Origin of the sequence: Agromyces terreus, from assembly GCF_009749465.1 — a bacterium.
Classification (GTDB): Bacteria; Actinomycetota; Actinomycetes; order Actinomycetales; family Microbacteriaceae; genus Agromyces; species Agromyces terreus.
Map to the genome: position 1 here is coordinate 164,183 of NZ_WBIS01000005.1, position 26,001 is coordinate 190,183.

23 protein-coding genes are annotated in these 26,001 nt (G+C 71.5%); 6 read left to right on the forward strand and 17 right to left on the reverse strand.

The window, feature by feature from the left end; all coding sequences use genetic code 11:
- Window positions 1-33 precede the first annotated feature (33 nt).
- Both GQQ92_RS11885 and GQQ92_RS11890 read right to left on the reverse strand, forming a co-directional pair.
- On the reverse strand, window positions 34-561 hold the full coding sequence (locus tag GQQ92_RS11885) for a PH domain-containing protein (RefSeq protein ID WP_156999510.1): 528 nt from the start codon (window positions 559-561) through the stop codon (window positions 34-36).
- Between the two features lie 166 nt (window positions 562-727).
- A complete protein-coding gene (locus GQQ92_RS11890; RefSeq protein ID WP_156999511.1) occupies window positions 728-1,570 on the reverse strand; it encodes a biotin--[acetyl-CoA-carboxylase] ligase in 843 nt (280 codons plus the stop codon).
- An 84-nt stretch (window positions 1,571-1,654) separates the two neighbouring features.
- Here GQQ92_RS11890 and GQQ92_RS11895 point away from each other — a divergent pair, with 84 nt between their 5' ends.
- Together GQQ92_RS11895 and GQQ92_RS11900 are read left to right on the forward strand one after the other, a co-directional pair.
- Complete coding sequence (locus tag GQQ92_RS11895; RefSeq protein WP_156999512.1) at window positions 1,655-3,277, forward strand: acyl-CoA carboxylase subunit beta; 1,623 nt, start codon at window positions 1,655-1,657, stop codon at window positions 3,275-3,277.
- A gap of 11 nt (window positions 3,278-3,288) precedes the next feature.
- Window positions 3,289-3,531, forward strand: coding sequence for an acyl-CoA carboxylase epsilon subunit (locus GQQ92_RS11900; RefSeq protein WP_156999513.1), 243 nt, complete (start codon window positions 3,289-3,291; stop codon window positions 3,529-3,531).
- Window positions 3,532-4,090: 559 nt separating this feature from the next.
- Here the strand turns inward: GQQ92_RS11900 and GQQ92_RS11905 are convergent.
- From GQQ92_RS11905 to GQQ92_RS11920, 4 genes are read right to left on the reverse strand one after another with little or no spacing between them, the layout of a single operon-like run.
- Window positions 4,091-5,101: a hypothetical protein gene (locus GQQ92_RS11905; protein WP_156999514.1), complete on the reverse strand. Its 1,011-nt coding sequence runs from the start codon at window positions 5,099-5,101 to the stop codon at window positions 4,091-4,093.
- On the reverse strand, window positions 5,098-6,333 hold the full coding sequence (locus GQQ92_RS11910; protein WP_156999515.1) for a sensor histidine kinase: 1,236 nt from the start codon (window positions 6,331-6,333) through the stop codon (window positions 5,098-5,100). Before GQQ92_RS11910 ends, GQQ92_RS11905 begins: the two co-directional genes overlap by 4 nt.
- Window positions 6,320-7,012, reverse strand: a complete 693-nt coding sequence (locus GQQ92_RS11915; RefSeq protein ID WP_232057665.1) for a response regulator transcription factor — start codon at window positions 7,010-7,012, stop codon at window positions 6,320-6,322. The genes GQQ92_RS11910 and GQQ92_RS11915 overlap by 14 nt, the downstream gene beginning before the upstream one ends.
- A gap of 17 nt (window positions 7,013-7,029) precedes the next feature.
- The gene (locus GQQ92_RS11920; RefSeq protein ID WP_156999517.1) at window positions 7,030-8,427 is read right to left on the reverse strand and encodes a class I SAM-dependent RNA methyltransferase; all 1,398 of its coding nucleotides are present in this window, start codon (window positions 8,425-8,427) and stop codon (window positions 7,030-7,032) included.
- 45 nt (window positions 8,428-8,472) lie between these two features.
- Between GQQ92_RS11920 and GQQ92_RS11925 the strand changes: the two genes are divergently transcribed.
- Window positions 8,473-9,114: a Maf family protein gene (locus GQQ92_RS11925; protein WP_156999518.1), complete on the forward strand. Its 642-nt coding sequence runs from the start codon at window positions 8,473-8,475 to the stop codon at window positions 9,112-9,114.
- Between the two features lie 105 nt (window positions 9,115-9,219).
- Window positions 9,220-10,995, forward strand: coding sequence for an acetyl/propionyl/methylcrotonyl-CoA carboxylase subunit alpha (locus GQQ92_RS11930; protein ID WP_156999519.1), 1,776 nt, complete (start codon window positions 9,220-9,222; stop codon window positions 10,993-10,995).
- 144 nt (window positions 10,996-11,139) lie between these two features.
- On the opposite strand, the gene GQQ92_RS11935 is transcribed toward GQQ92_RS11930, so the two are convergent.
- Together GQQ92_RS11935 and GQQ92_RS11940 are read right to left on the reverse strand one after the other, a co-directional pair.
- The gene (locus GQQ92_RS11935) at window positions 11,140-12,057 is read right to left on the reverse strand and encodes a type IV toxin-antitoxin system AbiEi family antitoxin domain-containing protein (protein WP_156999520.1); all 918 of its coding nucleotides are present in this window, start codon (window positions 12,055-12,057) and stop codon (window positions 11,140-11,142) included.
- Between the two features lie 237 nt (window positions 12,058-12,294).
- Window positions 12,295-13,725: an NAD(P)H-quinone dehydrogenase gene (locus GQQ92_RS11940; RefSeq protein WP_156999521.1), complete on the reverse strand. Its 1,431-nt coding sequence runs from the start codon at window positions 13,723-13,725 to the stop codon at window positions 12,295-12,297.
- A gap of 85 nt (window positions 13,726-13,810) precedes the next feature.
- Between GQQ92_RS11940 and GQQ92_RS11945 the strand changes: the two genes are divergently transcribed.
- Together GQQ92_RS11945 and GQQ92_RS11950 are read left to right on the forward strand one after the other, a co-directional pair.
- Window positions 13,811-14,638: a purine-nucleoside phosphorylase gene (locus GQQ92_RS11945; RefSeq protein ID WP_156999522.1), complete on the forward strand. Its 828-nt coding sequence runs from the start codon at window positions 13,811-13,813 to the stop codon at window positions 14,636-14,638.
- Between the two features lie 10 nt (window positions 14,639-14,648).
- Window positions 14,649-16,370, forward strand: a complete 1,722-nt coding sequence (locus tag GQQ92_RS11950) for a phospho-sugar mutase (RefSeq protein WP_156999523.1) — start codon at window positions 14,649-14,651, stop codon at window positions 16,368-16,370.
- Window positions 16,371-16,383: 13 nt separating this feature from the next.
- Here the strand turns inward: GQQ92_RS11950 and GQQ92_RS11955 are convergent, their stop codons facing one another.
- The 9 genes from GQQ92_RS11955 to GQQ92_RS11995 all read right to left on the reverse strand — a co-directional run bounded on the left by GQQ92_RS11955 (window position 16,384) and on the right by GQQ92_RS11995 (window position 25,798).
- Entirely contained in the window at window positions 16,384-16,668 is a 285-nt protein-coding gene (locus GQQ92_RS11955; RefSeq protein ID WP_156999524.1) for a PTS sugar transporter subunit IIB, read from the reverse strand.
- Complete coding sequence (locus GQQ92_RS11960) at window positions 16,665-17,135, reverse strand: PTS sugar transporter subunit IIA (RefSeq protein WP_156999525.1); 471 nt, start codon at window positions 17,133-17,135, stop codon at window positions 16,665-16,667. Before GQQ92_RS11960 ends, GQQ92_RS11955 begins: the two co-directional genes overlap by 4 nt.
- 97 nt (window positions 17,136-17,232) lie before the next feature.
- Entirely contained in the window at window positions 17,233-18,354 is a 1,122-nt protein-coding gene (locus tag GQQ92_RS11965; protein ID WP_156999526.1) for an adenosine deaminase, read from the reverse strand.
- Window positions 18,355-18,545: 191 nt separating this feature from the next.
- Window positions 18,546-19,847 carry a thymidine phosphorylase gene (locus GQQ92_RS11970; RefSeq protein ID WP_156999527.1) on the reverse strand — a complete coding sequence of 434 codons (1,302 nt, stop codon included), beginning with the start codon at window positions 19,845-19,847 and terminating at the stop codon, window positions 18,546-18,548.
- A complete protein-coding gene (locus GQQ92_RS11975) occupies window positions 19,844-20,263 on the reverse strand; it encodes a cytidine deaminase (protein WP_156999528.1) in 420 nt (139 codons plus the stop codon). Before GQQ92_RS11975 ends, GQQ92_RS11970 begins: the two co-directional genes overlap by 4 nt.
- Window positions 20,264-20,321: 58 nt before the next feature.
- Window positions 20,322-21,638: an ABC transporter permease gene (locus GQQ92_RS11980; protein ID WP_197738230.1), complete on the reverse strand. Its 1,317-nt coding sequence runs from the start codon at window positions 21,636-21,638 to the stop codon at window positions 20,322-20,324.
- The gene (locus GQQ92_RS11985; RefSeq protein ID WP_156999529.1) at window positions 21,635-23,014 is read right to left on the reverse strand and encodes an ABC transporter permease; all 1,380 of its coding nucleotides are present in this window, start codon (window positions 23,012-23,014) and stop codon (window positions 21,635-21,637) included. Before GQQ92_RS11985 ends, GQQ92_RS11980 begins: the two co-directional genes overlap by 4 nt.
- Complete coding sequence (locus GQQ92_RS11990; protein WP_156999530.1) at window positions 23,011-24,525, reverse strand: ABC transporter ATP-binding protein; 1,515 nt, start codon at window positions 24,523-24,525, stop codon at window positions 23,011-23,013. The genes GQQ92_RS11985 and GQQ92_RS11990 overlap by 4 nt, the downstream gene beginning before the upstream one ends.
- Before the next feature lie 178 nt (window positions 24,526-24,703).
- Window positions 24,704-25,798 (reverse strand): BMP family lipoprotein, encoded by a 1,095-nt coding sequence (locus tag GQQ92_RS11995; protein WP_156999531.1) that lies wholly within the window; start codon window positions 25,796-25,798, stop codon window positions 24,704-24,706.
- Window positions 25,799-26,001: the final 203 nt, after the last annotated feature.

Consider the following 26,001-nt stretch of genomic DNA (forward strand, 5'->3'; position numbering starts at 1 on the left):
ACCGAGTGCGGCGTGCGAACGGGGTCTCGGACCTCAGCGGCCGCCCCACGAGACGGTGTCGCCGTCGGGCGCCTCGCGCATCGCCCGCCGATGCTCGCGAGCGGCGGGGCTGGCCGGATCCATGAGCTCCTGCAGGGCGGCCTGCACGAGCTCGGCGCGCGGCGCGTCCTTGATGACGAGCACCCGGTCGTGGCCCGTGTTGATGCGCACGTCGCCGGAACCGAACATCGACTGCACCCAGCCGGCCCGCACGTCGACGTCGGTGCCCCGGCTGTTCAGCAGTTCCTGGCGGACCCGCGAGAAGACGCCGTGGCGCAGGATGACGCGCCTCGTCGTGATGGTCGCGCGCCGTGTCAGCCACGCGAGGAAGGGCAGCAGGCAGCCGAGGACCACGAGGAGAGCGGCTCCGGCGAGCGCGGCGAGCACCTGCCAGGCCTCGTCGAGCACGCCCACCGCATAGGTCGTCGCGCCCGCGACCGCGATGAGGAGCACCGCCGGGAGCGCGAGCACCCTCGCGTGGCGGCGGACCCGGGCGACGACCCGCTCGGGGACGTCGGACACGACGGCGCCGGTGTACCCGGGCGCACCCGTCGCGCCGCCCGGGAGCGGAGCGGATCCGGGGGCCGACGCCCGGGCCGAGGGCGGCTGCGCCCGGGCCGGAGCGGGCGCGCCCGACTTCGCGGACCGCCGGCCCGCACGTGTCTCGGCCCCCCTCGTCATACGCCCATTAATACCGCAGGTGCGTGACATCCCCGGCGGCGACAGCCTGCTCCTCGCCGTTCTCCCGGTCTCGGACGACGAGCCGCCCGTCGGCGTCGAGCCGCTCGGCGGATCCGATCAGCTCGCGATCGCCCGGGAGCTCGACCCGGACCTCGGAACCGAGGGTGCCGCACAGCGAGGAGACCGTCGCGGCGACGCCGGAGGCATCCGCATCCCCTCCGGACGCCGCGAACTCGGCGAACAACCGCGACAGCGTGCCGAGGTAGTCGGCGAGCACCGCATCGGCATCGGGGCGCACCCCGGTGGCGAGCAGGAGCGAGGTCGACGTCAGCGTCGGGAGGTCGTGCTCGTCGAGCGTGAGGTTGAGGCCGGCGCCCACGACGACGGCACCCGACTCGGGCAGCAGCTCGGAGAGGATGCCGCACACCTTGTAGCCCGACACGAGCACGTCGTTGGGCCACTTCAGGCGCACGTCGACCCCGCCCGACACGTCTTCGGGGTCTTCGGGCTCGGCCGGGCGCGCCGCGTCGACGGCGCGGGTCACGGCCTCGGTCATCGCCGCGCCGGCGATGAGCGGGATCCATCCGTACGCCTCGGCCGGAAGCGCCGAGCCCGCGTCGCCCGGCCGCAGCAGCACCGAGATCGCGAGCGTCTTGCCCGTCGGCGCCAGCCATGTGCGCCCGAGCCGGCCGCGACCGCTCGTCTGGTCGTCGGTGACGATCACGGAGCCGTGCGGCCACCCCGCGGCATCCGCCCCGTTCGCGGCCTCGCGGAGCAGATCGTTCGTCGAGGTCGCGGTGTCGAGGAACTCGAGGCGGGGCGCGACGGCGCGAGACTTCGGAAGGTCCATGCCGACAGTCTCCCAAAGGCCACCCGGGGGAAGACACCATTGCACGGCCGCGATTTGTAGGAATCCCTCAACGAAGTCGGCCGGATGCACGCCGGTAGAGTGAAGCGCGTGACCGAAGCGACTGACGGCCCCGACCTGTCCACCACGGCGGGAAAGCTCGCCGACCTCAAGCTGCGCTACCACGAAGCCGTGACCGCCAGCGGCGAGGCCGCGATCGAGAAGCAGCATGCCAAGGGCAAGATGACCGCCCGCGAGCGCATCGCCGAACTGCTCGACCCCGGCTCGTTCGTCGAGCTCGACGAGTTCGTGCGCCACCGCACCCACGCGTTCGGCATGGAGGGCAAGCGCCCCTACGGCGACGCGGTCGTCACCGGCACCGGCACGATCCACGGCCGCCAGGTCGCCGTGTACTCGCAGGACTTCACGATCTTCGGCGGATCCCTCGGTGAGGTCGCGGGCGAGAAGATCATCAAGGTCATGGAGCTCGCCATCAAGACCGGCGTGCCCATCATCGGCATCCTCGACTCGGGCGGCGCGCGCATCCAGGAGGGCGTGGTCGCCCTCGGCAAGTACGGCGAGATCTTCCGCCGCAACACCGCGGCATCCGGCGTCATCCCGCAGATCTCGATCGTGTGCGGCCCCGCCGCGGGCGGCGCCGTCTACTCCCCCGCGCTCACCGACTTCGTCATCATGGTCGACAAGACCAGCCAGATGTTCGTCACCGGCCCCGACGTCATCAAGACCGTCACCGGCGAAGACGTCGGCATGGAGGAGCTCGGCGGCGCGCTGACCCACAACTCGGTCTCGGGCGTCGCGCACTACCTCGCGAGCGACGAGTCCGACGCACTCGACTACGCGCGCACGCTCATCTCCTTCCTGCCCGACAACAACATGACGGATGCCCCGGTGTACGACACCGAGGCCGAGCTCGAGGTCACCGACGACGACCTGCGGCTCAACACCGTGATCCCCGACTCGCCCAACCAGCCCTACGACATGCACGCCGTCATCGAGGGCGTCGTCGACAACGGCGACTTCCTCGAGGTGCAGCCGCTGTTCGCGCCGAACATCGTCATCGGGTTCGCGCGCGTCGAGGGCCGCTCCGTCGGCATCATCGCGAACCAGCCCAGCCAGATGGCCGGGACGCTGAACATCGCCGCCGGCGAGAAGGCCTCGCGCTTCGTGCGCTTCTGCGACGCGTTCTCGATCCCGATCCTCACCCTCGTCGACGTGCCCGGCTACCTGCCCGGCACCGACCAGGAGTGGACGGGCGTCATCCGCCGCGGCGCGAAGCTCCTCTACGCCTACGCCGAGGCGACCGTGCCGCTCGTGACCGTCATCACCCGCAAGGCCTACGGCGGCGCGTACATCGTCATGGGCTCCAAGCAGCTCGGCGCCGACATCAACCTCGCCTGGCCCACGGCCGAGATCGCCGTCATGGGCGGGCAGGGCGCCGTCAACATCCTCTACCGCGGCGAGATCAAGCGGGCTGAAGAAGCCGGTGAAGACGTCGCCGCCGTGCGCACGAAGCTCGCGAACGAGTACACGTACAACGTCGCCAGCCCGTTCCTCGCCGCCGAGCGCGGCGAGCTCGACGGCGTCATCGAGCCCGCCGCCACCCGCGTGGCCGTGCTGAAGGCCCTGCGGTCGCTGCGCACCAAGCGCGCGAGCCTGCCGCCCAAGAAGCACGGCAACATCCCGCTGTAAGGGGCACGAGCATGCGACACGTAGACACCACCGAAGCGGATGCCGCGGCGCGGGCCGCGTCCATCCGGTTCATCACGCGCGACGTCACCGACGAGGAGGCGGCCGCGGTCACCGCGGTGCTCGTCGCCGCCGTCGACGCGCAGGCGGATGCCGCGGCGCCCGCCGATCCCCGCCGCGGCGCCTGGGTGCGTAGCTCCGGCTCGCTCAGCGCGTTCGACCCGCGCGGCGGGCGATGGGACCGGGCCGGGGCGTAGTCCTGCGGCATCCGCGCGCTCTGCCGCATCCGCCCGTCTGCGGCATCCGCCCGCCCTGCGGCATCCGCGCGCTCTGCGGCATCCGCGCGTCTGCCGGATTCGGAGATTTCCGCGACCCGCCGCATTTCACCGACCCGACCGACGGCGTGTCGCCGAAACTCCGAATCGAGCAACCCGGTCGGCGGATGTCCCCCGTGGGTGTCCCCCGAAGTGCCGACTGTCGAGGACCGATCGGGTTTGTGAGGATTGTCGTGCAGGCTCCCTCAGGGAGCCGCCACCCTCGTCGGTCGGGTAACCGACGAGTGGTTGGGGGCGAGTCAGGGCGATATTCGGGTTGTCGCCGTGACTCGGGCTTGATGGGGGGTCGATCATCGATCGGCCCCCCACCTTCATGTCCGCGGGCGGGCCGCCCGTGCGCCGTGCAGGAAACCGGGAGGCATCCCCCTCTCAGGGCGGGGATGGCGCCTCGTTTCCTGCAGCAGGCGCCTCCCGCAGCAGGCGCCTCCCGCAGCAGGCGCGGCCGGCAGTTCGCGCGGCCGGCAGTTCGCGCGGCCGGGGCTCAGGCCTCGCGCGGGATCTCGAGCCAGAACTCCACGTCGAGGTCGTCGGGATCCTCGAGCACCTCGCCCGGCGCGGGCTCGACGAGGCCGACCACCGTCACGGCGGCCGCGGACGTCTCGGCGGCCGTGCGGGCGATGATGCGGTCGGCGCCCGAGGACGCGATCGCCTCCGCGAGCCGCCGCAGCACGCGCTCGCGCTCGACGTCGGCGAGGTCGTCGATGCCGCCCTCGTCGAGCAGGGTGACCGTCGCACCGCGCTCGCGTGCGCGGTGCACCTGTGCGCGCACGTCGTCGGTCAGGAGCATCCGCCCCCGGATCTCGTCCCGGATGGCCGCCTCGAGGATGCGGCACTCGCGCCGTTGCAGCGGGGTGAGCACTCCGCCGCGATCGGCGATGCGACGCAGCATGGGCGCCGCGATGCGGTTCGTCTGGGCGAGGCGCTCACGACCCTCGAAGACGTGCGCGTCCTGCGCGGCCTGCCACTCGGCCGCCTCGCGTTCCGCCTGCGCGTAGCGGCGGGTCTCCCGCGCCGCGGTGCCGAGCGCGGCGGCGAGCATGTGCGCGATCGCGACCCACGCGATGCTGCCGATCACCCCGAGCTCGCCGAGCGCGAGCGGACCGGCCCACACGATCGTCTGCACCGCGAGCGCGATGACGCCCAGCCAGGCGGCGAGGATCTGCCGGCGCGCGGCGGCGATCGTCATGAGGGTCCCGACGGCGGCGACGTACCAGGTGGCGTACCCGTTGGACGCCGACGGGTCGAGCTGACTGGTCACGAGCAGCGGCATGACGATGCAGACCGCGAGGTCGAACGCCGCCAGCCAGTCGGGCATGCGGGCGCGCGAGCCGACCGTCAGGCTCGCGACGGTCGCGACGACGTAGAGCACGAGGGCCGCCGCCGTGGGCCACGGGCTGGCCGGCACCCGGATCGAGGTGACCGCGAGCATCACGTGGTACGCCGAGAAGAGGGCGGCGAGCACGAGGAGCAGCCAGCGCGGGATCGCGATCATCGGTCGGCCTCCACGCCCGCGGGCCAGAGCAGGGTCACGGTCGTGCCGCGCCCCACCGCCGAGTCGATGCGCGCCGCGCCGCCGGCGTTCGCCATCCGCTCGATGATCGAGACGCGGACGCCGAGCCGCTCCGCGGGGATCTGCTCCACGTCGAACCCGACGCCCGTGTCGGCGATCTCGATGGCGCAGCCGCCCGTGCGGATGCCGCGCACCCTGACCTCGCGGCGCACCACGCGCTCGCCGTCCTCGGCGTGCTGCATGCTGTTGACCATCGCCTGCACGGCCGCCGTGGAGAGCGCGTCGGCGGCCTCGACCGGGATCTCGACGCCGCCCGTGTTCACGACCCGCACCGTGAACGCCACGGCGAAGGTCGCGAGCGCCGCACGCAGCCGGCGCACGAGATGCGGCAGGCCGACGCGGTCGCCGGTCTGCGGCCAGCCGACGCCCGCCTGGTCGAGCCGGCGCACTGCGTCGCGTGCCATGCGCGCCGCGAGGGCCTGCTCGTCGGGCGCGTTCGCGGCGGCGGCCGACAGGAGCGTGGTCAGCACGCTGTCGTGCACGAGGGCGTCGACCTTGGCGCGTTCGAGCTCGGAGGCGTGCTGGCGCACCGCCGACTCGTACCGTTCGAGCGCAGCCTCCTGGGCGACGTCGACGGCGCGCGCGGCATTGCGGAGCATGGTGACGATGATGAGCACCACCGCACCGAGGATGAGGGCGTACACGGCGTCGAGGATCGCGAGGCTGACCGACGCCCCGCCGCCCGCGGGGAGCAGGCGCACGACGCCGTACATGGCCGGGACGAGCACCGTGTAGGCGACGGCCCACATCGTGGGCAGGGCGACGACCGCCGCGGTCGTCGCCACCGTGCACAGGAAGTACAGCCACGGCGGCGAGTCGGCCACCACCTCGAGGTCGACCACGATGAGCGGCCACGCGAGGATCGCTCCGGCGTAGAGCACCGCGAAGACGAGCGCCGCGCTGCGCACGGCGACCTTGGTCGCCGCGGCGAGGGCCACCGCCAGGATGGATCCGTAGAGCACCGCGACGAGCGCGACCCCCGCTCCGGGGCGCAGGCCCGTGCTCTGGGCGAGGGCCAGCGGCAACGCCTGCGCGCCGAAGACGATGCCGAACGTGCCCAGCGCGCGAGCCGCGACCGTCTCGACCTGTTCGCGCGTGACCGCGGTGCGACGCCGCGTCGTCTCACGCGCGAGACGCGCCTCAGCGGCGGGCATCCCCGCCGTCACCGTCGAGCCCGGGGAGGATGCCGTCTTCGACGGCGCGCCGCAGCAGGTCGACCTTGGTCGGCGCCGGACGCCCGACCTCCACGTACTTGGCACGGATGCGGTCGAGGTACTCCCGCGCCGTGGAATGGGCGATGCCGAGCTGCACCGCGACCGCCTTCAACGGCAGCCCCGACGCGTACAGGTGCAGCACGTCGTGCTCGCGCCGACCGAGCTGCGCCTTCGCGAACTCGCGATCGGCCTCGATCGCGCTGGCCCACTCGACGTTGTTCAGGACGTCGCCCCTGGCGACCGTCGCGATGGCCGCGATCACGGCCGACATCGGCGACGCCTTCGGGATCACGCCCGCGGCGCCCGCGGCGAGCGCCTCGCGCACGGCGGCGACCCGGTCGGCGATGCTGTGCACGAGCACGGCGCTGCCGGTCGCGAGCACCGAGCGCACGTTGTCGGTGACGCTCGACCCGTCGCCGAGCGAGAGGTCGAGCACGACCACGTCGCATCGGCCGCGATCGAGCGAGGCGAGGGCGGCGAGCAGCGAACGGACGTCGGCCGTGTCGGCCACGACGTCGTAGCCCGCGTCGCGGCACGCCGCACGCAGTCCGAGGCGGACGGCCTCGTGGTCGTCGACGATCGCGACCGTCGCGACCGTGTCATCTGCTGGTCCCGGCACGGCACCCCTTCCGTCAGTCACACGATAGCGGCCAGTCGGGCGACGGCCTCGACATGGTGCGTGTTCGGGAAGAGGTCGAAGGCCTCGAGGTGCTCGAGCTCGTACCCCTGGCGCCGGAGGAGCCCGACGTCCCGGGCGAGCGCGACGGGATCGCAGGCGACGTAGACGAGCTGGGCGGGGCGGAGCGCGGCGAGGCGGTCGACGACGTCGCGGCCGGCGCCCGACCGCGGCGGGTCGAGCACGACGGTCGCCTCGCGGAGTCGGGCGCGCTCCCCCGCGGAGGCGTCGGCCTCGAGCTCGGCGAGGAAGCGGTCGACCCGTGCCGTGAGCGCGCGGGCCCCGACCCAGTCCGCCAGGTTCGCGCCGGCGTGCCCGGTCGCGCGTTCGTCGGACTCGACGCTCGTGATGCGCACCGTGTCGCCGAACCGGTCGCCGATCGCCGCGGCCAGCAGGCCGACGCCGCCGTAGAGGTCGAGGTTCGCGGCCCGCGGATCGAAGCGGTCGGCGTCGACGGCGGCCTGCACGGCCTTCGTGAGCGTCGCCGCGGCCCCGCGGTGCACCTGCCAGAATCCGTCGCGGTCGACGGTGAAGCGCCGGTCGCCGACGACCTCGCTGGTGACCGGACGCTCGCCACGAGGCATCCGCTCGCCGTCGGAGACGACCAGTTGCGGGTCGGCGCCGCTCGGGGCCACGAGGTCGATCGAGACCGCGCCCGGGAAGCGCTCGGACAACGGCGCGAGCGCGGCCAGCTCGTCGACCGCGAGCGGGACGGATGCCACGGGCACGACCGTGTGGCTGCGTGCGGCGTACGGTCCGACGGCGCCGTCGGCGGCCACGTGCAGCCGCACGCGCGTGCGCCACCCCGTGCCGTCGGCCCGCGCACCGGGTGCGAGCGCCGGATCGACGGCCTGCACGACGACGTCGCGCTCGACCCCGCCGAACCTCGACAGCGCGTCGCGCAGCACCTCGGCCTTCAGGGCGCGCTGGCGTTCATCGGCGATGTGGCCGAACTCGGCCCCGCCGGCGCGGCGTTCGGGGGCGCGGTCGACGGATGCCTCGGCCCAGACGTGCTCGCGGCGATCGGCGGATGCCTCGAGCACCTCGACGGTGTCGGCCCGCCAGAAACGCTCATGGGCGGTGTCGGAGACCCTCGCCCGCACCCGCTCGCCCGGGATGGCGTCGGCGACGAAGACGACGCGGCCCTCGTGGTGCGCGACCGCGATGCCGCCGTGGGCGATGCGCTCGACCTCGAGCTCGAGCACGGGGCCGTCGGTGCGGATGGGGGCCGGCGCGCGACCTCGCGCGCTCCCCTTCGGCGCGGGCGCCCCGGCCTGCTCGGCCGCGTTCGGGCGTCGAGCGGGTCGCCCGCCCCGCCTGGCGTGGTTCGGACGGTCGGAGCGCGGCGGTCGGGGCATGCATCGAGCATTCCACAGGCCGCCTGTGAACGGCAGGATGGGGGGATGCGCCTCTACCTCGCCTCGACCTCCCCCGCCCGCCTGGCGACGCTCCGCGCGGCCGGCATCGAACCCGTCGCGATCTCGCCCGGCGTCGACGAGGAGGCCGCCGTCGCCGCGGTCGAGACCGAGCGCGGGCGCCCCCTCGACGCGCACGAGCTCGTGCAGCTGCTCGCGCAGGCCAAGGCCGAGGCCGTCGTCGGCGCCGACGTCGACGGGGAGCCGATCGACGGCCTCATCCTCGGCGGCGACTCGGCGTTCCTCGTCGACGGGCGCATCCACGGCAAGCCGCACCTGCCCGAGGTCGCGAAGGCCCGCTGGCTCGAGCAGAACGGCTCGCACGGAGACCTCTGGTCGGGGCACTGGCTCATCGACCACCGCGGCGGGCGCGTGCGGGGCGCCGTCGGGCGGGCGGATGTCGCGACCGTGCGCTTCGCGACCCTCGACGAGGCCGAGATCGACGCCTACGTCGCCTCGGGCGAGCCGCTGCTCGTCGCCGGCGCGTTCACCGTCGACAGCCTCGGCGGACCCTTCATCCGGCGGGTCGAGGGCGACCCGTCGACGGTCGTCGGCCTGTCGCTCTCGACCCTGCGCGACCTCGTGCGCGAGCTCGGCGTCGCATGGACGTCGCTCTGGAACCGGGTCTGAGCGCGCCGCGCGGCTCGGGTCTTTGTCGACACCCGAAAGGGTCGAGCACCTTTCTTGTCGACCTGATCCAAAGGCAACGCGCGATCCGTGAATAGGCTGAGAGGCATGCCGCGTATCACCAAGGTCCTCATCGCCAACCGCGGGGAGATCGCCGTCCGCATCATCCGCGCCGCCCGCGACGCCGGAATCGCGTCCGTCGCGATCTACGCCGACCAGGACCGCGACGCGCGCCACTCGAAGCTCGCCGACGAGGCCTACGCCCTCGAGGGCTCGACGAGCGCCGAGACGTACCTCGTCGTCGACAAGATCCTCTCGATCGCCCGCCGCTCGGGCGCCGACGCGGTGCACCCCGGCTACGGCTTCCTAGCCGAGAACCCCGACTTCGCCCGCGCGGTCATCGCCGCCGGCCTCGTCTGGATCGGTCCGTCCCCCGAGGCCATCGAGCGCCTCGGCGACAAGGTCTCGGCGCGCCACGTGGCCGAGAAGGTCGGAGCGCCCCTCGCACCCGGCACGCTGAACCCGGTGGCCGACGCCTCCGAGGTGCTCGACTTCGTCGACGTGCACGGGCTGCCCGTCGCGATCAAGGCGGCCTTCGGCGGCGGCGGACGCGGGCTCAAGGTCGCCCGCACCCGCGAAGAGGTGCCCGAGCTGTTCGACTCGGCGACCCGCGAGGCCGTCGCGGCGTTCGGCCGCGGCGAGTGCTTCGTCGAGAAATACCTCGACAAGCCCCGCCACGTCGAGACCCAGTGCCTCGCCGACGCCCACGGCAACGTCGTCGTCATCTCGACCCGCGACTGCTCGCTGCAGCGACGCCACCAGAAGCTCGTCGAGGAGGCGCCCGCGCCGTTCCTCACCGACGCGCAGACCGAGGCGCTGTACACGTCGTCGAAGGCGATCCTGAAGGAGGTCGGCTACGTCGGCGCCGGCACCTGCGAGTTCCTGATCGGCCAGGACGGCACCGTCTCGTTCCTCGAGGTCAACACGCGCCTGCAGGTCGAGCACCCGGTCTCCGAGGAGGTCACCGGCATCGACCTCGTGCGCGAGCAGTTCCGCATCGCCGAGGGCGGCGTGCTCGACTACGCCGACCCGGTCGCGGTGGGCCACTCGATCGAGTTCCGCATCAACGGCGAGGACCCGGGCCGCAACTTCCTCCCCGCCCCCGGTCCGGTGCACCAGATCCGTTTCCCCGGCGGCCCCGGCGTCCGCGTCGACTCCGGCGTGACGAGCGGCGACGTCATCTCGGGCGCGTTCGACTCGCTGCTCGCGAAGCTCATCGTCACCGGAGCGACCCGAAAGGACGCGCTCGAGCGAGCACGCCGCGCCCTCGACGAGTTCGAGGTCAACGGCCTGCCCACCGTGCTGCCGTTCCACCGCGACATCGTCGGCAACGAGGCCTTCGCCCCCGCCGGAGACGAGCCGTTCTCGATCTACACCCGCTGGATCGAGACCGAGTACGACAACCGCCTCGAGCCCTGGACGGGCGAGATCGCCGAGGCCGCGCCGGCGGCCGCCCGCACCAACCTCGTCGTCGAGGTCGGCGGACGCCGCATCGAGGTCACGCTGCCCGCGAAGCTGGCGGGCGCCTCGGCGTCCTCCGCGACGGCGACGGCCGGAGCCGTGCCACGCCGTCGCACCGCCTCGCACGTCGCGGGCACCGCGACCGGCGACGCCGTGAAGGCGCCCATGCAGGCCACGGTCGTCAAGGTGGCCGTCGCCGAGGGCGACAAGGTCGTCAAGGGCGACCTCGTGCTCGTGCTCGAGGCCATGAAGATGGAGCAGCCCATCGTCGCCCACAAGGACGGCGTCGTCGGCATCGTCAACGCCGAGGCCGGCGCGACCGTGTCGAGCGGCCACCTGCTCCTCTCGATCGCCGACGCCTGAGCTTCTTCCTCCTTTTTCAGGAGGGGGTGTGGGCACGGGCGGCGATCTCGGCGCATTCCACGCCGCGGTGCCCCCGCGCGCCCACACCCTCTCCTGAAAAGTGAAAGCACCCGTTCAGTTCGAGCGCGCGCGACAGGTCGATCGTCAGGCGCGTAGCGCACGAACGCCGGCGATGGCGTCGCGAAGCATCGCGGACGCACGATCCGGATGCCGCAGCAGCACCCGCGCCGGGATCCTCAGCGTCGGCAGCCCGAGCCTCAATGCCGCCGCATCGCGCTGCCGGTCGAACTCGAACTGTCGGCGCGTCCGGTGGAAGCGATAGCCGTCGATCTCGACCACGAGACATCCGTCGACCAAAAAGTCCACCCGGCCCACGCCCTCGAGGTCGACCTGTTGTTCGAAGGCCAGTCCCTGCTCGATGAGCTCTTCGACGAGGTGCGACTCCGCACCCGAACCGGATCGCGCGCTCAGATGCATCGGCTCGGCTTCGGGGTCGGAGGCCCGGTCGACCAGCAGCTGCGCCTCGTCGAGCGTGAGCGACCCGGCGTGCACCGCCGATTCGAATGCCGCCCGGATATCTCGACGGTCGGCGCAGCCCGCCATCTCGGCGAGCGCGGTCCGGACGTCGACTCGCCACGCGGATTCGTCGTCGCGTCGGTGGCCGAATCGCCCGTCGCACCAGTGCAGGCGGACGGGGACTCCGAAGCGATCGGGCATGACGACCTCGTCGGCCCCTGGCCGGTCCGTCACGGACAGCGGCGACCGGGTGCGCAGGCGAGCGGCGTTGTGCGGCAGGCTGACGTGCACGCACCCACCGGAGAGCCCTGACCACAGTCCCATCGCGGCGAGCGCGCTGCGACACCCGAGACGCCCGCCCACGCGCACGGCGGCGCGCCGGTCGAGATCGACGTCGTGGGTGGCGTAGTGGGCGCGGCGAACCCGCCCGATCTCGCCGAGCTTCACGGCGACCGAAAGCTGCATGCCGGTGATTCCGCGGTCGATGAGCTGACGCCGCGTCGCGATGCCGCCGTGTTCGGCGAGCACGTCGATGATCGATTCCACATGACGAGCCTGCGGGGCCAGCGGCACCGAAGTCGGCCCTCTCGCAAGATCGAGGTCGGCGCCGCGGCATCCGCCCTTGTCGAGGAGGAGTCGCGTCTCCGTTCGTTTCACTTTTCAGGAGGGGGTGTGGGGAGGCGAGGCCATCGACCCGCGTCGGGCCGCGGGAGCACCCCGCGCGCCCACACCCCCTCCTGAAAAGTGAAATGCAGAACGGAAGCGACGCCGACGCCGACGCGATCAGCGCACGACGTGCATCGCGCGCGCCGCGTCGGTCAGCGAACCGCTGAGCGACGGGTACACGGGGAACGCCTCGGCGAACTGGTCGACCGTGAGCCGGTGCTCGACGGCGAGCGCGAGCGGGAAGATGAGCTCGGATGCCTTGGGCGCGACGATGACCCCGCCGATGATGGCGCCCGACCCGCTCGATGCGAAGAGCTTCACGAAGCCGTCGCGGATGCCCATCATCTTCGCGCGCGGGTTCGAGGCGAGCGGCAGCTTGTAGACGACGCCGGGCACCACGCCCTCCTCGATCTCGCGCTGCGTCCAGCCGACGGCGGCGATCTCGGGCTGCGTGAAGATGTTCGAGGTGATGTTGCGCAGCTCGGGCGGGTTCACGATGTCGCCCATGGCGTGGAACACGGCGGTGCGGCCCTGCATCGAGGCGACCGAGGCGAGCGGGGGGAAGGTCGTGCAGTCGCCGGCCGCGTAGATGTTCGGCATCGACGTGCGGGCGACCCGGTTGACGCGGATGTGGCCCGAGTCCGAGAGCTGGACGCCGGCCTGCTCGAGCCCGAGGTCGCCCGTGTTCGGCACGGAGCCGACGGCCATGAGGCAGTGCGAGCCGCGCACCTCGCGCCCGTCGGAGAGCGTCGCGACGACCTCGTCGCCGTCGCGCACGACCGACTCGGCGCGCGACTTGTTCAGGACCTTCATGCCGTGGCGCTTGAAGACCTTCTCGATGACGGATGCCGCGTCGGCGTCTTCGCCCGGAAGCACCTGGTCACGGCTCGAGATGAGCGTCACCTTCGCGCCGAGGGCACGGTAGGCGGAGGCGAACTCGGCACCGGTGACGCCGGATCCGACGACGATGAGGTGCTCGGGCACCTGCTGCAGGTGGTAGAGCTGGGTCCACGTCAGGATGCGCTCCCCGTCGGGGACGGCGGTGCCGAGCACGCGGGGCGTCGCGCCGACCGAGACGACGAGCGTGTCGGCCTCGATGCGGTCGAAGTCGGTGCCGCCCTTCGCGGTCGCGACGATGACCGCGTTGGGTCCGTCGAGGCGGCCCTCGCCGTGCACGAGGTGCACGCCGGCGTCGATGAGGTTCGAGCGCATGTCGTCGGACTGCTGCGCCGCGAGGCCGAGCAGCCGCTTGTTGACCGCGGCGAGGTTGATGGCCACGTTCGGCTTGACGGCCTTCTCGGCGTCGCCCTTGGCGTAGAACTGGACGCCGAGGTCGGCGGCCTCCTTGACCGCGTTCGACGCCTCGGCGGTGGCGATGAGCGACTTCGACGGCACCACGTCGGTGAGCACGGCCGAGCCGCCGACGCCGGCGCGTTCGATGAGGGTGACCTCGGCGCCGAGCTGGGCTCCGGCGAGCGCGGCCTCGTAGCCTCCGGGCCCGCCTCCGAGGACGGCGATGCGTTGGGTGCGCTCGAACTCGTAGGCCATGCTCATATTCTGCCAGTACGGGTGCGCGCACCCTCACACGAGCACGATCCCGCCGCGGCATCCGCTCGCTCATTAGAGTGGTGGGATGACGCATGCAAACGTGCTCGGCGACCCCGCAGCAGACCCCTTCGCCGTCGCGGCCGACGCCGCGGCCCGCATCGCCGAGCTCACCGGCGTCGAACGTCACGACGTCGCGCTCACCCTCGGCAGCGGCTGGGGCCGGGCCGCCGAGCTCATCGGCGAGACGACGCACACGATCGCGGCCACCGAGGTGCCCGGCTTCTCCAAGCCCGCGCTCGAGGGCCACGTCGGCACGCTGCGTTCGGTGCTGCTGCCGAGCGGCAAGCACGCCCTCGTGATCGGCGCCCGAACGCACTACTACGAGGGGCACGGCGTGCGCCGGGTCGTGCATTCCGTCCGCACCGCCGCCGCGGCGGGTGCGACGACGATGATCCTCACGAACGGGGCCGGCGGCATCAAGGACCACTGGAAGCCCGGCACCCCGGTGCTCATCAGCGACCACATCAACCTCACGGCGGACTCGCCGCTCGAGGGCGCCACCTTCATCGACCTGACCGACCTGTACTCGACGCGGCTGCGCGAGCTCGCGCGCACCGTCGACCCCGGCCTCGACGAGGGCGTCTACTGCCAGTTCCGCGGCCCGCACTACGAGACGCCCGCCGAGGTGCAGATGGCGAAGACGATCGGCGGCCACATCGTCGGCATGTCGACCGCGCTCGAGGCCATCGCCGCCCGCCAGGCCGGCATGGAGGTACTCGGCATGAGCCTCATCACCAATCTCGCCGCCGGCATCCAGCAGACGCCGCTCAGCCACGAAGAGGTCATCGAGGCCGGGCGCCTGGCCGAACCGGTGATCTCGTCGCTGCTGGCGAAGATCGTCGCAGAGCTCTAGGAGATCCCGGATGCCGCAGCCAGACGCCCTGAGCACGTCCGACGCCGATCGCGACCGCATCGCGCAGGCCGACGCGTGGATCGCGCAGGACCCCGACCCCGAGACGCGCGCCGAACTCGAGCAGCTCATCGCGAGGGTGCAGGCGGGCGACGCCGCGGCATCCGCGGATCTCGCCGACCGGTTCGACCAGCGGCTCGCGTTCGGCACGGCGGGGCTGCGCGGCGAGATCGCCGCCGGGCCGAACCGCATGAACCGGGTGCTCGTGTCGCAGGCCGCCGCAGGGCTCGCCGCCTACCTGCTCGAACGCGCGACCGACGAGACCCCGTCGGCCGTCATCGGCTACGACGGCCGGCGCAACTCCGCGGTGTTCGCGAGGGACACCGCCGAGATCCTCGCGGGCGCGGGCGTGCGCGCCGTCCTGCTGCCGCGGCTCCTGCCGACCCCGGTGCTCGCGTTCGCGGTGCGGCATCTCGGCATGTCCGCGGGCGTCATGGTCACCGCCTCGCACAACCCGCCGAACGACAACGGCTACAAGGTCTACCTCGGCGGCCGTGACCACGGCTCGCAGATCGTGTCGCCCGCCGACGCCGAGATCGCGGCGCACATCGCCGGCGTCGCCGCCACGACGCCCGTGCTCGACCTGCCGCGCGGTGCCTACGAGACCGCCGACGACTCGGTCGTCGACACCTACGTGCAGCGCACCGCGCTCGAGGCCGGGCATGCTCCGGCCGCGCAGCCCAAGGTCGTCTACACCGCCATGCACGGTGTCGGCTGGGAGACCGCCGCGCGCGTGCTCGCCGACGCCGGGTTCGACGCCCCCACCCTCGTCGACGCGCAGATCGCGCCCGACGCCGCGTTCCCGACCGTCGCGTTCCCGAACCCCGAGGAGCCCGGCGCGATGGATCTCTCGTTCGCCCGCGCCCGCGAGGTCGACGCCGACCTCATCGTCGCGAACGACCCCGACGCCGACCGGCTCGCGATCGCGATCCCCGACCCGGGCGTCTCAGAGGGGTATCGGCGTCTCACCGGCAACGAGGTCGGCCTGCTGCTCGGCTGGCGTGCCGCACGTCAGGCCGCGGGCGCGTCGGGCGATTCGGGCCCCGCGGGCACGCTCGCGTGCTCGATCGTCTCCTCCCCCGGGCTGGCCGAGATCGCCGACGCCTACGACCTCGACTTCGAGGCGACCCTGACCGGCTTCAAGTGGATCTCGCGGGCGCCGAACCTCGTGTTCGGCTTCGAGGAGGCCCTCGGCTACCTCGTGAACCCCGGCACGGTACGTGACAAGGACGGCATCTCGGCCGCCGTCGCGTTCCTCTCCCTCACCGCGGAACTGCGCGCGAACGGCCGCACCGTCGCCGACCACCTCGACGAGTTCGTCGAGCGATTCGGATGCCACCTCTCGGGCCAGATCTCGATCCGCGTCACCGATCTCAGCCGCATCGGCGCCGTCATGGCCCGTCTGCGCGCCGAGCCGCCCGCATCGGTCGGCGGCGTCCGCGTCGAGCGCATCGAGGACCTCTCGCACGGGTTCGGGTCCCTCGCGCCGAGCGACGTCCTGCGCTTCGTCATGCAGGGTGGCGCGCGCATCATGGTGCGCCCCAGCGGAACCGAGCCGAAGCTCAAGGTCTACCTCGACGCCGCCGCGCACGACGGCACGGTCGCGGAGCGCCGCGCTGCGGCATCCGCGACGCTCGAGGCGCTCGAGGGCGGCATGCGCGAACTCATCGCGTGAGCGCCGCCCGGCCTCAGCCCAGCGAGGCCTCGAGCTTGCCGCCGATCTCATCGACGTCGAAGTAGTTCACGACCTCGATGATCTCGGCGTGGTTGCGCCCGAGCGCGGCCCGCACGGCGCCCGCGAGCTCCGTCGAGGTGAGCACCACCTGGGCGTCGGATGCCGCGACCGCGACGGATTCGAGATCGCTCGCGTCGACCACGGCCGACAGCCCGAGGCGACCGAGCGCGCGCTCGGCGTTCAGCTTGAGGATGGCGGAGGTGCCGATGCCCGACCCGCAGACGGCGATGATCCTCATGATCGGTGCTCCGATTCGTCGGAGCGGCCCATGCCGAGCAGCTGCCGCACCTCGTCGGCAGAGGCCGCGCCGGCGATGCGGGCGATGACCTGCTCGTCGTTGAAGACGTTCGCGAGCCGGGCGACCGAGGCGACGTGCTCCTCGGCGTTCGCGACGGCGAGGCCGATGACCACGCTCACGGGATCGTTGTGGGGGTGGCCGAACTCGACCGGTGCGGCGAGCGTCACGACCGAGAGCCCCTCTCGGAGCACGTCGGGCCCCGGGCGGGCGTGGGCCAGCGCGAGCCCCGGCGCGACGACCACGTAGGCGCCGAACTCCTCGATGACGGCGATCATGCGGTCGGTGTACTCGGCCCGCGTGGAGCCGGAGCGGGCGAGCGCACGACCCGCCTCGCGGACCGCCTGGCGCCAGTCGTCGACGTGCGCGCCGAGGTGCACGGCGACGTCGGGAAGCGACGGTGTGGTCATGGGTGGTTCCGTTTCAGCGCTCGGGGCGCAGGGTGTGGGGCGTCGCGGTGGTCGTCGAGCGCGGTCGGAGCGGAGACGCCCGGCCCGCGGCATCCGATCAGGCCTCGTCGAAGCCCTCTCCGATGAGTTCGGCGAGCTCGTCGCGGTCGTCGAGCGGGAGGAAGGTGGCCGCGACCGCGTTCAGCTGGAAGGTCTCGATGTCGTCGAGGTCGTAGCCGAAGGCGTCGCTCAGCAGCGCGAGTTCGCGCGAGATGCTCGTGGAGCTCTGAAGACGGTTGTCGGGGTTGACCGTGACCCGGAAGCCGAGCTGGTAGAGCAGGTCGAACGGGTGGTCGACGAGCTCGTCGCCCCATGCCTGGATCGCACCCGTCTGCAGGTTCGACGACGGGCTGAGCTCGAGGGCGATCTCGCGGTCGCGCACCCACTGCGCGATCGGGCCCAGCGAGACGTAGGTGTTCTCGTCGTCCTGGCGCTCGATGACGAGGTCTTCGGCCAGGCGCACGCCGTGGCCGAGGCGCAGGGCACGGCCGTCGAAGAGGGCGCTGCGGATCGACTCGAGCCCGTCGGCCTCGCCGGCGTGCACGGTGACGGGCAGGTACTGGCCCGCGAGGTAGTCGAAGGCGGTGCGGTGCCGGCTCGCCGGGAACCCGGCCTCGGCGCCCGCGATGTCGAACCCGACGACGCCGCGGTCTCGGTGGCGCACCGCGAGCTCGGCGATCTCGAGCCCGCGATCGGCGTGCCGCATGGCCGTGATGAGCTGCCCGGTGCGAATGCCGTGGCCGGCGTCGCGGGCGTCGTCGACGCCCTGGTCGAGCCCCTCCTGCACGGCGGCCACGACCTCGTCGAGGTCGAGCCCCCCGCCCAGGTGCTGCTCGGGCGCCCAGCGGATCTCGCCGTAGATCACCCCGTCTGCGGCGAGGTCCTGGACGAACTCGCGGGCGACCCTGGTGAGGCCCTCGCGGGTCTGCATGACCGCGGTGGTGAGGTCGAAGGTCTTCAGGTAGTCGACGAGCGAACCGGAGTCGGCCTTCTCGGCGAACCAGGTGCCGAGCTCGTCGGCGTCCTGCGTGGGCACGTCGACGCCGGTGGCGTCGGCGAGCTCGATGATGGTCTGCGGACGCAGCCCTCCGTCGAGGTGGTCGTGCAGCGAGATCTTCGGGAGCGCCTGGATGTTCGCGCCATCGCCCTCGAGCCGGTACTGCGTCGCATTCGTGTTCACGGCTCAACGATACCGGCGAGGCCGCCGTGAAGTCTCGGCAATCTCAGAGCAATACGTCCCGGAGCGGTGCCGTCTCCTCGCTCGTGAATCACTTTTCAGGAACGGGTGTGGGCACGACGGGGTATCCGGAGCGGAACTCGACCGGGACAACGCTTGCCGCCCACACCCCTTCCTGAAAAGCGAAAGAGGCGTCAGCGGCCGATGCGATCGGCGATGAGCGGGCCGCCGTCGGCGACGGCCTCGCCCTCGTCGCCGATGCGGTAGGCGCCCTCGACGGCCTCGAGGGCACGCGCGAACCTGGCGGGCTCGTCGGCGAGGAGCGTGAAGAGCGGCTCCCCCTTGCGCACCGGGTCGCCCGGCTTCGCGTGCAGGTCGATGCCCGCCGCATGGTGCACCGGGTCCTCCTTGCGCGCGCGTCCGGCCCCGAGGCGCCAGGCGGCGATGCCGAACGGCAGCGCCTGCTGCTCGACCAGCACGCCGTCGCGGTCGGCGACCACGGTGTGCGTCTCGCGCGCGACCGGCATCGCGGCGTCGGGGTCGCCGCCCTGCGCGACGACGAACGCACGCCAGCTGTCCATCGCACGGCCGTCGTCGAGGGCCGCCTCGACGTCGGCGCCGTGCACGCCGGCGAGCTCGAGCATCTCGCGGGCGAGCGCGACGGTCAGTTCGCGCACGTCGGCCGGCCCGCCGCCGGCGAGCACCTCGATCGACTCCCGAACCTCGTTGGCATTGCCGATCGTGAGGCCGAGGGGCACGTTCATGTTCGTGATGAGGGCGGATGTCGCGACGCCCGCGTCTTCGCCGAGCTCGACCATCGTGCGGGCGAGCTCGCGCGAGCGCTCGATGTCCTGGAGGAACGCGCCCGAGCCGAACTTCACGTCGAGCACCAGGGCGCCGGTGCCCTCGGCGATCTTCTTCGACATGATCGACGAGGCGATGAGCGGAATGGCCTCGACCGTCCCGGTGATGTCGCGCAACGCGTACAGCTTCTTGTCGGCAGGCGCGAGGCCGCTGCCCGCAGCGCAGATGACGCCGCCCATGTCGCGGAGCTGGGCGAACATCTCGTCGTTCGTGAGGTCGGCGCGCCATCCTGGAATGGACTCGAGCTTGTCGAGCGTGCCGCCGGTGTGCCCGAGGCCGCGGCCCGAGAGCTGCGGCACCGCGACGCCGAACGACGCGACGAGCGGCATGAGCGGGAGCGTGATCTTGTCGCCGACGCCGCCCGTGGAGTGCTTGTCGGTGGTCGGCTTGCCGAGCCCGCTGAAGTCCATGCGCTCGCCCGAGGCGATCATCGCCATCGTGAGGTCGCGGATCTCGCGCCGCTCCATGCCGTTGAGGAAGATCGCCATGGTCATGGCCGACATCTGCTCGTCGGCGACGTATCCGCGCGTGTAGGCGTCGATCAGCCAGTCGATCTCGGCCGTCTCGAGCGTGCGGCCGTCTCGCTTGGCCCGGATCAGGTCGACCGCGTCGAAGGCCTCGACCGCGCTCATGCGCCGGCCCCCCGGTACTCGACGAGCTGGCGCGGGCCGAACGCGTCGGGCAGGACCTCGTCGATCGTCTTGAAGCCCGAGACCGTCTCGAGCACCATGCCCTCGGCGGAGTGCTCGAAGAGCAGCTGGCGGCAGCGCCCGCAGGGCATCAGCACGTTGCCGTGCCCGTCGACGCACGTGAAGGCGACGAGCTTGCCGCCGCCCGACATCGCGAGCGCCGAGACGAGCGAGCACTCGGCGCAGAGCGTGACCCCGTACGAGGCGTTCTCGACGTTGCATCCGCTGACGATGCGGCCGTCGTCGACGACGGCCGCCGCCCCCACCGGGAATTCGGAGTAGGGCACGTACGCCTTGGCCATGGCCTCGCGTGCGCGTTCGCGCAGGTCGTTCCAGTCGATCGCATCCGTTGCGGTCATGATGTCTCTCCCGTTCGAGATGGCCGGCGGATGCCTCGGGCGGCCCCGAGGCATCCGGTCAGGCCTTGATGTACGGTTTGCCCGCGGCCGCCGGCCCGCGGACCTTGCCCACGAGGCCGGCCACGGCGATGATCGTCACCACGTACGGCAGCATGAGCATGAACTCGCTCGGCACCGGCGAGCCGATGACCGAGAGCGTGTTCTGGAGGTTCGAGGCGAAGCCGAACAGCAGCGCCGCGAGCGTGGCCTTGATCGGATCCCACTGGCCGAAGATGACGGCCGCGAGGGCGATGAAGCCGGCGCCCGCCGTCATCTCCTTATTGAAGGCGATGCCCGAGCCGATGGTGAAGAAGGTGCCTCCGAAGCCCGCGATGGCGCCGGCGAGCGCGACGTTCCAGAAGCGGGTCCGGTTGACGTTGATGCCCACGGTGTCGGCCGCCTGCGGGTGCTCGCCGACGGCGCGGACCCGCAGACCCCAGCGGGTGTGGAAGAGCCCGACGTAGACCGCGGCGACCGCGATGTACATGATGTAGACGATCAGCGTCTGGCGGAAGAAGACCGGCCCGATGATCGGGATGTCGCTCAGCAGCGGGATCGGCAGGCGCGGGAAGCGCGGCGGCGAGTTCAGCACGCCGGCGTTCGGCGCGAGCACCTGCGAGAAGAAGAAGCTCGTGAGCCCGGTGACGAGCACGTTGAGCACCACACCGACGATGACCTGGTCGACGAAGTACTTGATCGAGAAGGCCGCGAGCACCATGCCGACGAGCAGGCCCGCCACCATCGCGCCGACGAGTCCGGAGAAGAGCCCGACCCAGATCGACCCCGTCGAGGACGCGACGACGGATGCCACGACGGCCGACGTGAACGCGCCGGCGAGCAGCTGCCCCTCGATGGCGATGTTGATGACGCCCACGCGTTCGCCGATGACGCCCGCGAGCGACCCGAAGATGAGCGGAACGGCGAGGCTCAACGATCCGAACAGGAGGCCGATCATGGGCAGGGTCGCGCCCGCGCCGGCCCAGGTGAGGAACCCGAAGAGGAAGAGCACCGCGAACACCACGATGAGCCAGAGCGGCACCCGCTTCTTCGCGCGCACGAGCCACGCCGAGTACGCCGTGATCAGGGCGAGGAGCACGACGACGGTCCAGAGCGCCGGCATCGCCGGGACGACGAGGTCGGGCACCTGGATCGCGTCGCGCTCGGAGGCGTTCAGGCGGTAGGTCGTGTCGCCGTGCCGGGGTGCGAACACCGCGAGCGCGAGGGCGACGAGGGTGAAGACGGCGAAGGCGATGGGCGCCTTCCAGCTCGTGACGACGGTCGTGTCGAGCGTGACGATCTGCGGCGCCGGGGCCGCGGAACCGGTTGCGGTGCTCACTTCGCCTCCACCTCCTTCGTGACGATCGGGCGGGGTCGTTTCGGCCCCTTCGACGGGTCGGGCAGTCGGAAGATGGTGCGCACGAGCGGCGGCGCGGCGATGAAGAGCACGATGAGCGACTGCACGACGAGCACGATGTCGATCGGGACGCCCTCGGCGGCCTGCATCGAGTAGCCGCCGGCCTTGAACGCGCCGAAGAGGATGCCCGCGAGGAAGATGCCCCACGGCGTCGATCGCCCGAGGAGCGCCACGGTGATGGCGTCGAAGCCGACGCCTGCGTCGATGCCGGCGGTGAAGCCGGTGGTCACGGTTCCGAGCACCTGGCTGACGCCCGCGAGACCGAGCAGCGCGCCGGAGATGAGCATCGCGTAGACGTACATGGACGGCACGTTGATGCCGGCGACGCGTGCGGCGTTGGGGTTCTCGCCCACGGCCCGGAAGCGGAAGCCGAGGCTCGAGCGGGTGAGGATCCACCACACGAGGATCGTCGCGGCGACGGCGAGCACGAAGCCGAAGTGCAGGTTGTAGCGCGGCCCGAGCAGGTCGAAGAAGATCGCGGTGTCCTTCATGGGCGGCGTCTTCGGGTTCGACGAGCCTGGGGCCTGGAGCAGGCCGGGCGTGCGCAGCATCCACGACACGAGGTAGAAGGCCACGTAGTTGAGCATGATCGTCACGATGACCTCGTGCGCGCCCGTGCGCGCCTTCAGGAGGCCGGCGATGCCGCCCCACAGGGCGCCGCCGAGCAGCCCGCCGATGAGGGCGACGAACATGTGCAGGCCGACCGGCAGGTCGAACCCGAACGCGATCCAGCCGGCGACGGATGCCGCGATGAGCATCTGCCCGCGGCCGCCGATGTTGAACATGCCGACCCGGAACGCGAGCCCGACGCCGAGCCCGCCCGCGATGAGGGGGGTGGCGAAGGTGAGCGTCTCGGTGAGCGGCTTGATGCCGTCGGCGAAGGAGTCGCGACGGAAGTTGTAGACCGAGCCCTGGAAGAGTGCGACGTAGGCGCCGGACACCGAATCCCAGACGGCCACGATGGTGTCGCCGGGCCGCGCGAAGAAATACACGCTGGCCTTCTGCACGTTCTCGTCGGTGAAGGCGATCATGATCGCGCCGACGATGAGGGCGAGCACGACCGAGAGCACCGAGATGAGCGCGTTGCCCGTGACGATCTGCTGCCACATGGTGTGCCAGCGGGACGGCGGCGGCACTTCTTCGGGCGCGGCGACGGCCGGACGGTCGTCGGCGGATGTCGCGGCGTCGGGCGTGGCGGCGGATGCCGCGGTGTCGGGCGTGCCGGCGGCGACCGGGGTGGCGGGCTCGCTCGGCTCGACGGGCCCGGACGACCCGTTCGGGTTCTGGGGGTCGCTCATGCTGCGGCTCCTTCTGCGGGTTCGCCGGCCATCATGAGACCGAGCACGTCGCGCGGGGTGTCGCCGGGCACGATGCCGACGACCCGGCCGCGGTACATCACCATGATGCGGTCGGCGAGGGCTGCGACCTCGTCGAGCTCGGTCGACACGACGACCACGGGCACCCCGGCGTCGCGCGTCTCGACGATGCGCTTGTGGATGAACTCGATGGATCCGACGTCGACGCCGCGAGTGGGCTGTGCGGCGACGAGGAGCCGCAGTTCGCGGCTGAGCTCTCGGGCGAGCACGACCTTCTGCGCGTTGCCGCCGGAGAGACGGCCGACCTTCTCGTCGATGCCCTGCGTGCGGACGTCGAACTCGGCGACCTTCTCGCGGGCGAAGTCGGCGAGCGCGGCGCGCTGGATGCTGGCCGCCTTCACGAACGGCTCGCCGTCGGAGCGGTCGAGCATGAGGTTCTCGGCGATCGTGAACTCGCCGACGAGGCCGTCTTCGTTGCGGTCCTCGGGCACGAACCCGACGCCGGCGGAGAGGATCTTGCGCACGCTCTGACCCATGAGCTCGACCCCGTCGAGCACCACGGATCCCCGCACGCGCGTCGCGAGGCCGACGAGCGCCTCGGTGAGCTCGGTCTGCCCGTTGCCCTGGACGCCGGCGATGGCGAGGATCTCGCCCTTGCGGACCTCGAAGCTCACGTCGTTGACGACGAGCTGGCCGATGTGGTCGATGACCGTGAGCCCGGAGACCACGAGTGCGTCGTCGCCGAGCTGCGGCGGGTCCTTCTGCACGGTCAGCTCGACCGCGCGGCCGACCATGAGCGAGGCGAGCTCGGTGTTCGAGGCGGTGGGCGCGGCCTCGCCGACGACCCGGCCCAGGCGGATGACCGTGATGCGGTCGGCGACCTCTCGCACCTCGCGGAGCTTGTGGGTGATGAAGACGATCGACGTGCCGGCCTCTTTCAACTGGCGCATGATCTGCATGAGCTCGTCGGTCTCCTGCGGGGTGAGCACCGCGGTCGGCTCGTCGAAGACGAGCACCTTCGCGTCGCGGGAGAGCGCCTTGATGATCTCGACGCGCTGCTGCACGCCCACCGGCAGGTTCTCGACGAGCGCGTCGGGGTCGACGTCGAAGCCGAAGCGGGCGGAGATCTCGCGCACCCTGGCGCGGGCGTCGTTCAAGTCGAGGAATCCGCCGCCCTTGGTGGACTCGTGGCCGAGCATGACGTTCTCGGCGACCGTGAAGACGGGGATGAGCATGAAGTGCTGGTGGACCATGCCGATGCCGGCCGCCATGGCGTCGCCGGGGCCCGTGTAGTGCTGCACCCGGTCGTCGAGGAGGATCTCCCCTTCGTCGGCCTGGTAGAGGCCGTAGAGCACGTTCATCAGCGTCGACTTGCCTGCGCCGTTCTCACCGAGCAGGCAATGGATCTCGCCGGCCTCCACGGTGAGGTCGATGTGGTCGTTCGCGACCAGGCTGCCGAACCGCTTCGTGATTCCGCGGAGTTCGAGCTTCATGTCCCCGATCCTAGAAGAGATGGCTGCATCTGCAGCAGGTTCTGCACCGATGTTGAGGCGGATGCCGCACCCGCGCTCAGATGTTGCGCATCGTGCGCCGACGCGGCGCACGACGCCGTTCGTGAACGCAGATCGGGGAGGCCGGCAGCGCCGACCTCCCCGATCACGCTCGTGGGATCTACTCCGAGAGGTAGGAGTTCACGACGACGTCACCCGAGATGATCGAGGCCTGGAGGGCGTCGAGGGCATCGGGGAGCGTGTCGGAGATCTTCGACTCGAAGTCGTGGAACGGCGCGAGGCCGACGCCCTCGTTCTCGAGCGTGCCGATGAAGGGCGACGCGTCGAACTCGCCGTTGCCCGCTGCGAGCACGGCGTCGTAGGTGCCGACGTCGATGCCCTTGCGGATCGAGGTGAGCAGCAGGTCGCCGACGCTCGGGTCGGTCTCGAACACGTCGGCGTCGACGCCGATGAGCGCGATCTCACGGCCGGAGTCGCGGATCGCCGCAGCGGCCGACTGGTAGATCGGGCCGCCGACGGGCAGGAGCACGTCGATGTTCTGGTCGATCAGCGCCTGCGCGGTCTGACGCGCCTGGTCGTTGGCCTCGAAGCCGCCGGTGAAGGAGCCGTCGGTGCCGTCCCAGCCGACGACCTTGACGGCCTTGCCGTTCTCGGAGGCGTAGTAGTCGACGCCCTGCTTGAAGCCGTCCATGAAGATGGAGACCGTCGGGAAGTTCATGCCGCCGAAGGTGCCGACGACGTTGGTCGTCGTGTAGTCGGCCGCCGCGTAGCCCGCGAGGAAGGCCGCCTGCGCGGTGTCGAAGAGGATCGGCTTGATGTTCTCGGCGTCGACGGTGCCGTCGAAGTCGTTGTCGGCCGCGTCGTCGATGATGACGTACTCGACGTCGGGGTTGGCGGTGGCCGACTCGACCGTGGCGGCCGAGAGCGCGAAGCCGACGGTGACGATGAGGTCGCAGCCCTGGTCGACGAGGCTCGTCAGGTTCGGTGCGTACTCGGTCTCGTCCTTCGACTCGACGGTCTTCGCCTCGACGCCCAGCTCTTCGGCGGCCTTGGTGATGCCCTCGAAGCCGAGCTGGTTGAAGGACTTGTCGTCGAATCCGCCCGCGTCGGAGACCATGCAGGGCTGGAAGTCGATCGCGGTGTCGCTGCCGCCGTCGCCCGAGTCGTCGGGGGCGGACGCGCAACCGGCGAGCAACGCGGCTGCACCGAACATCGCGAGACCGGCGATGCCGGCCTTCTTGGTCGTGACCTTCACTGTGTCCTCCAAATCTGTGCGCCCCGAACCGTGAGCAGGGGCCGTGCGGACACGTTACCGAATGTTGCGCACGCCGCCATCGTGGTTTGCGGGCGCGACATCCAATGGTTATGAAGACGCGACATTCTGCTCATATGAGCAACCGCACGTCACCCTCGGATGGGGGTGGGGGCGCATGCGAGGGTCTCGAGACGCTCGCCGGG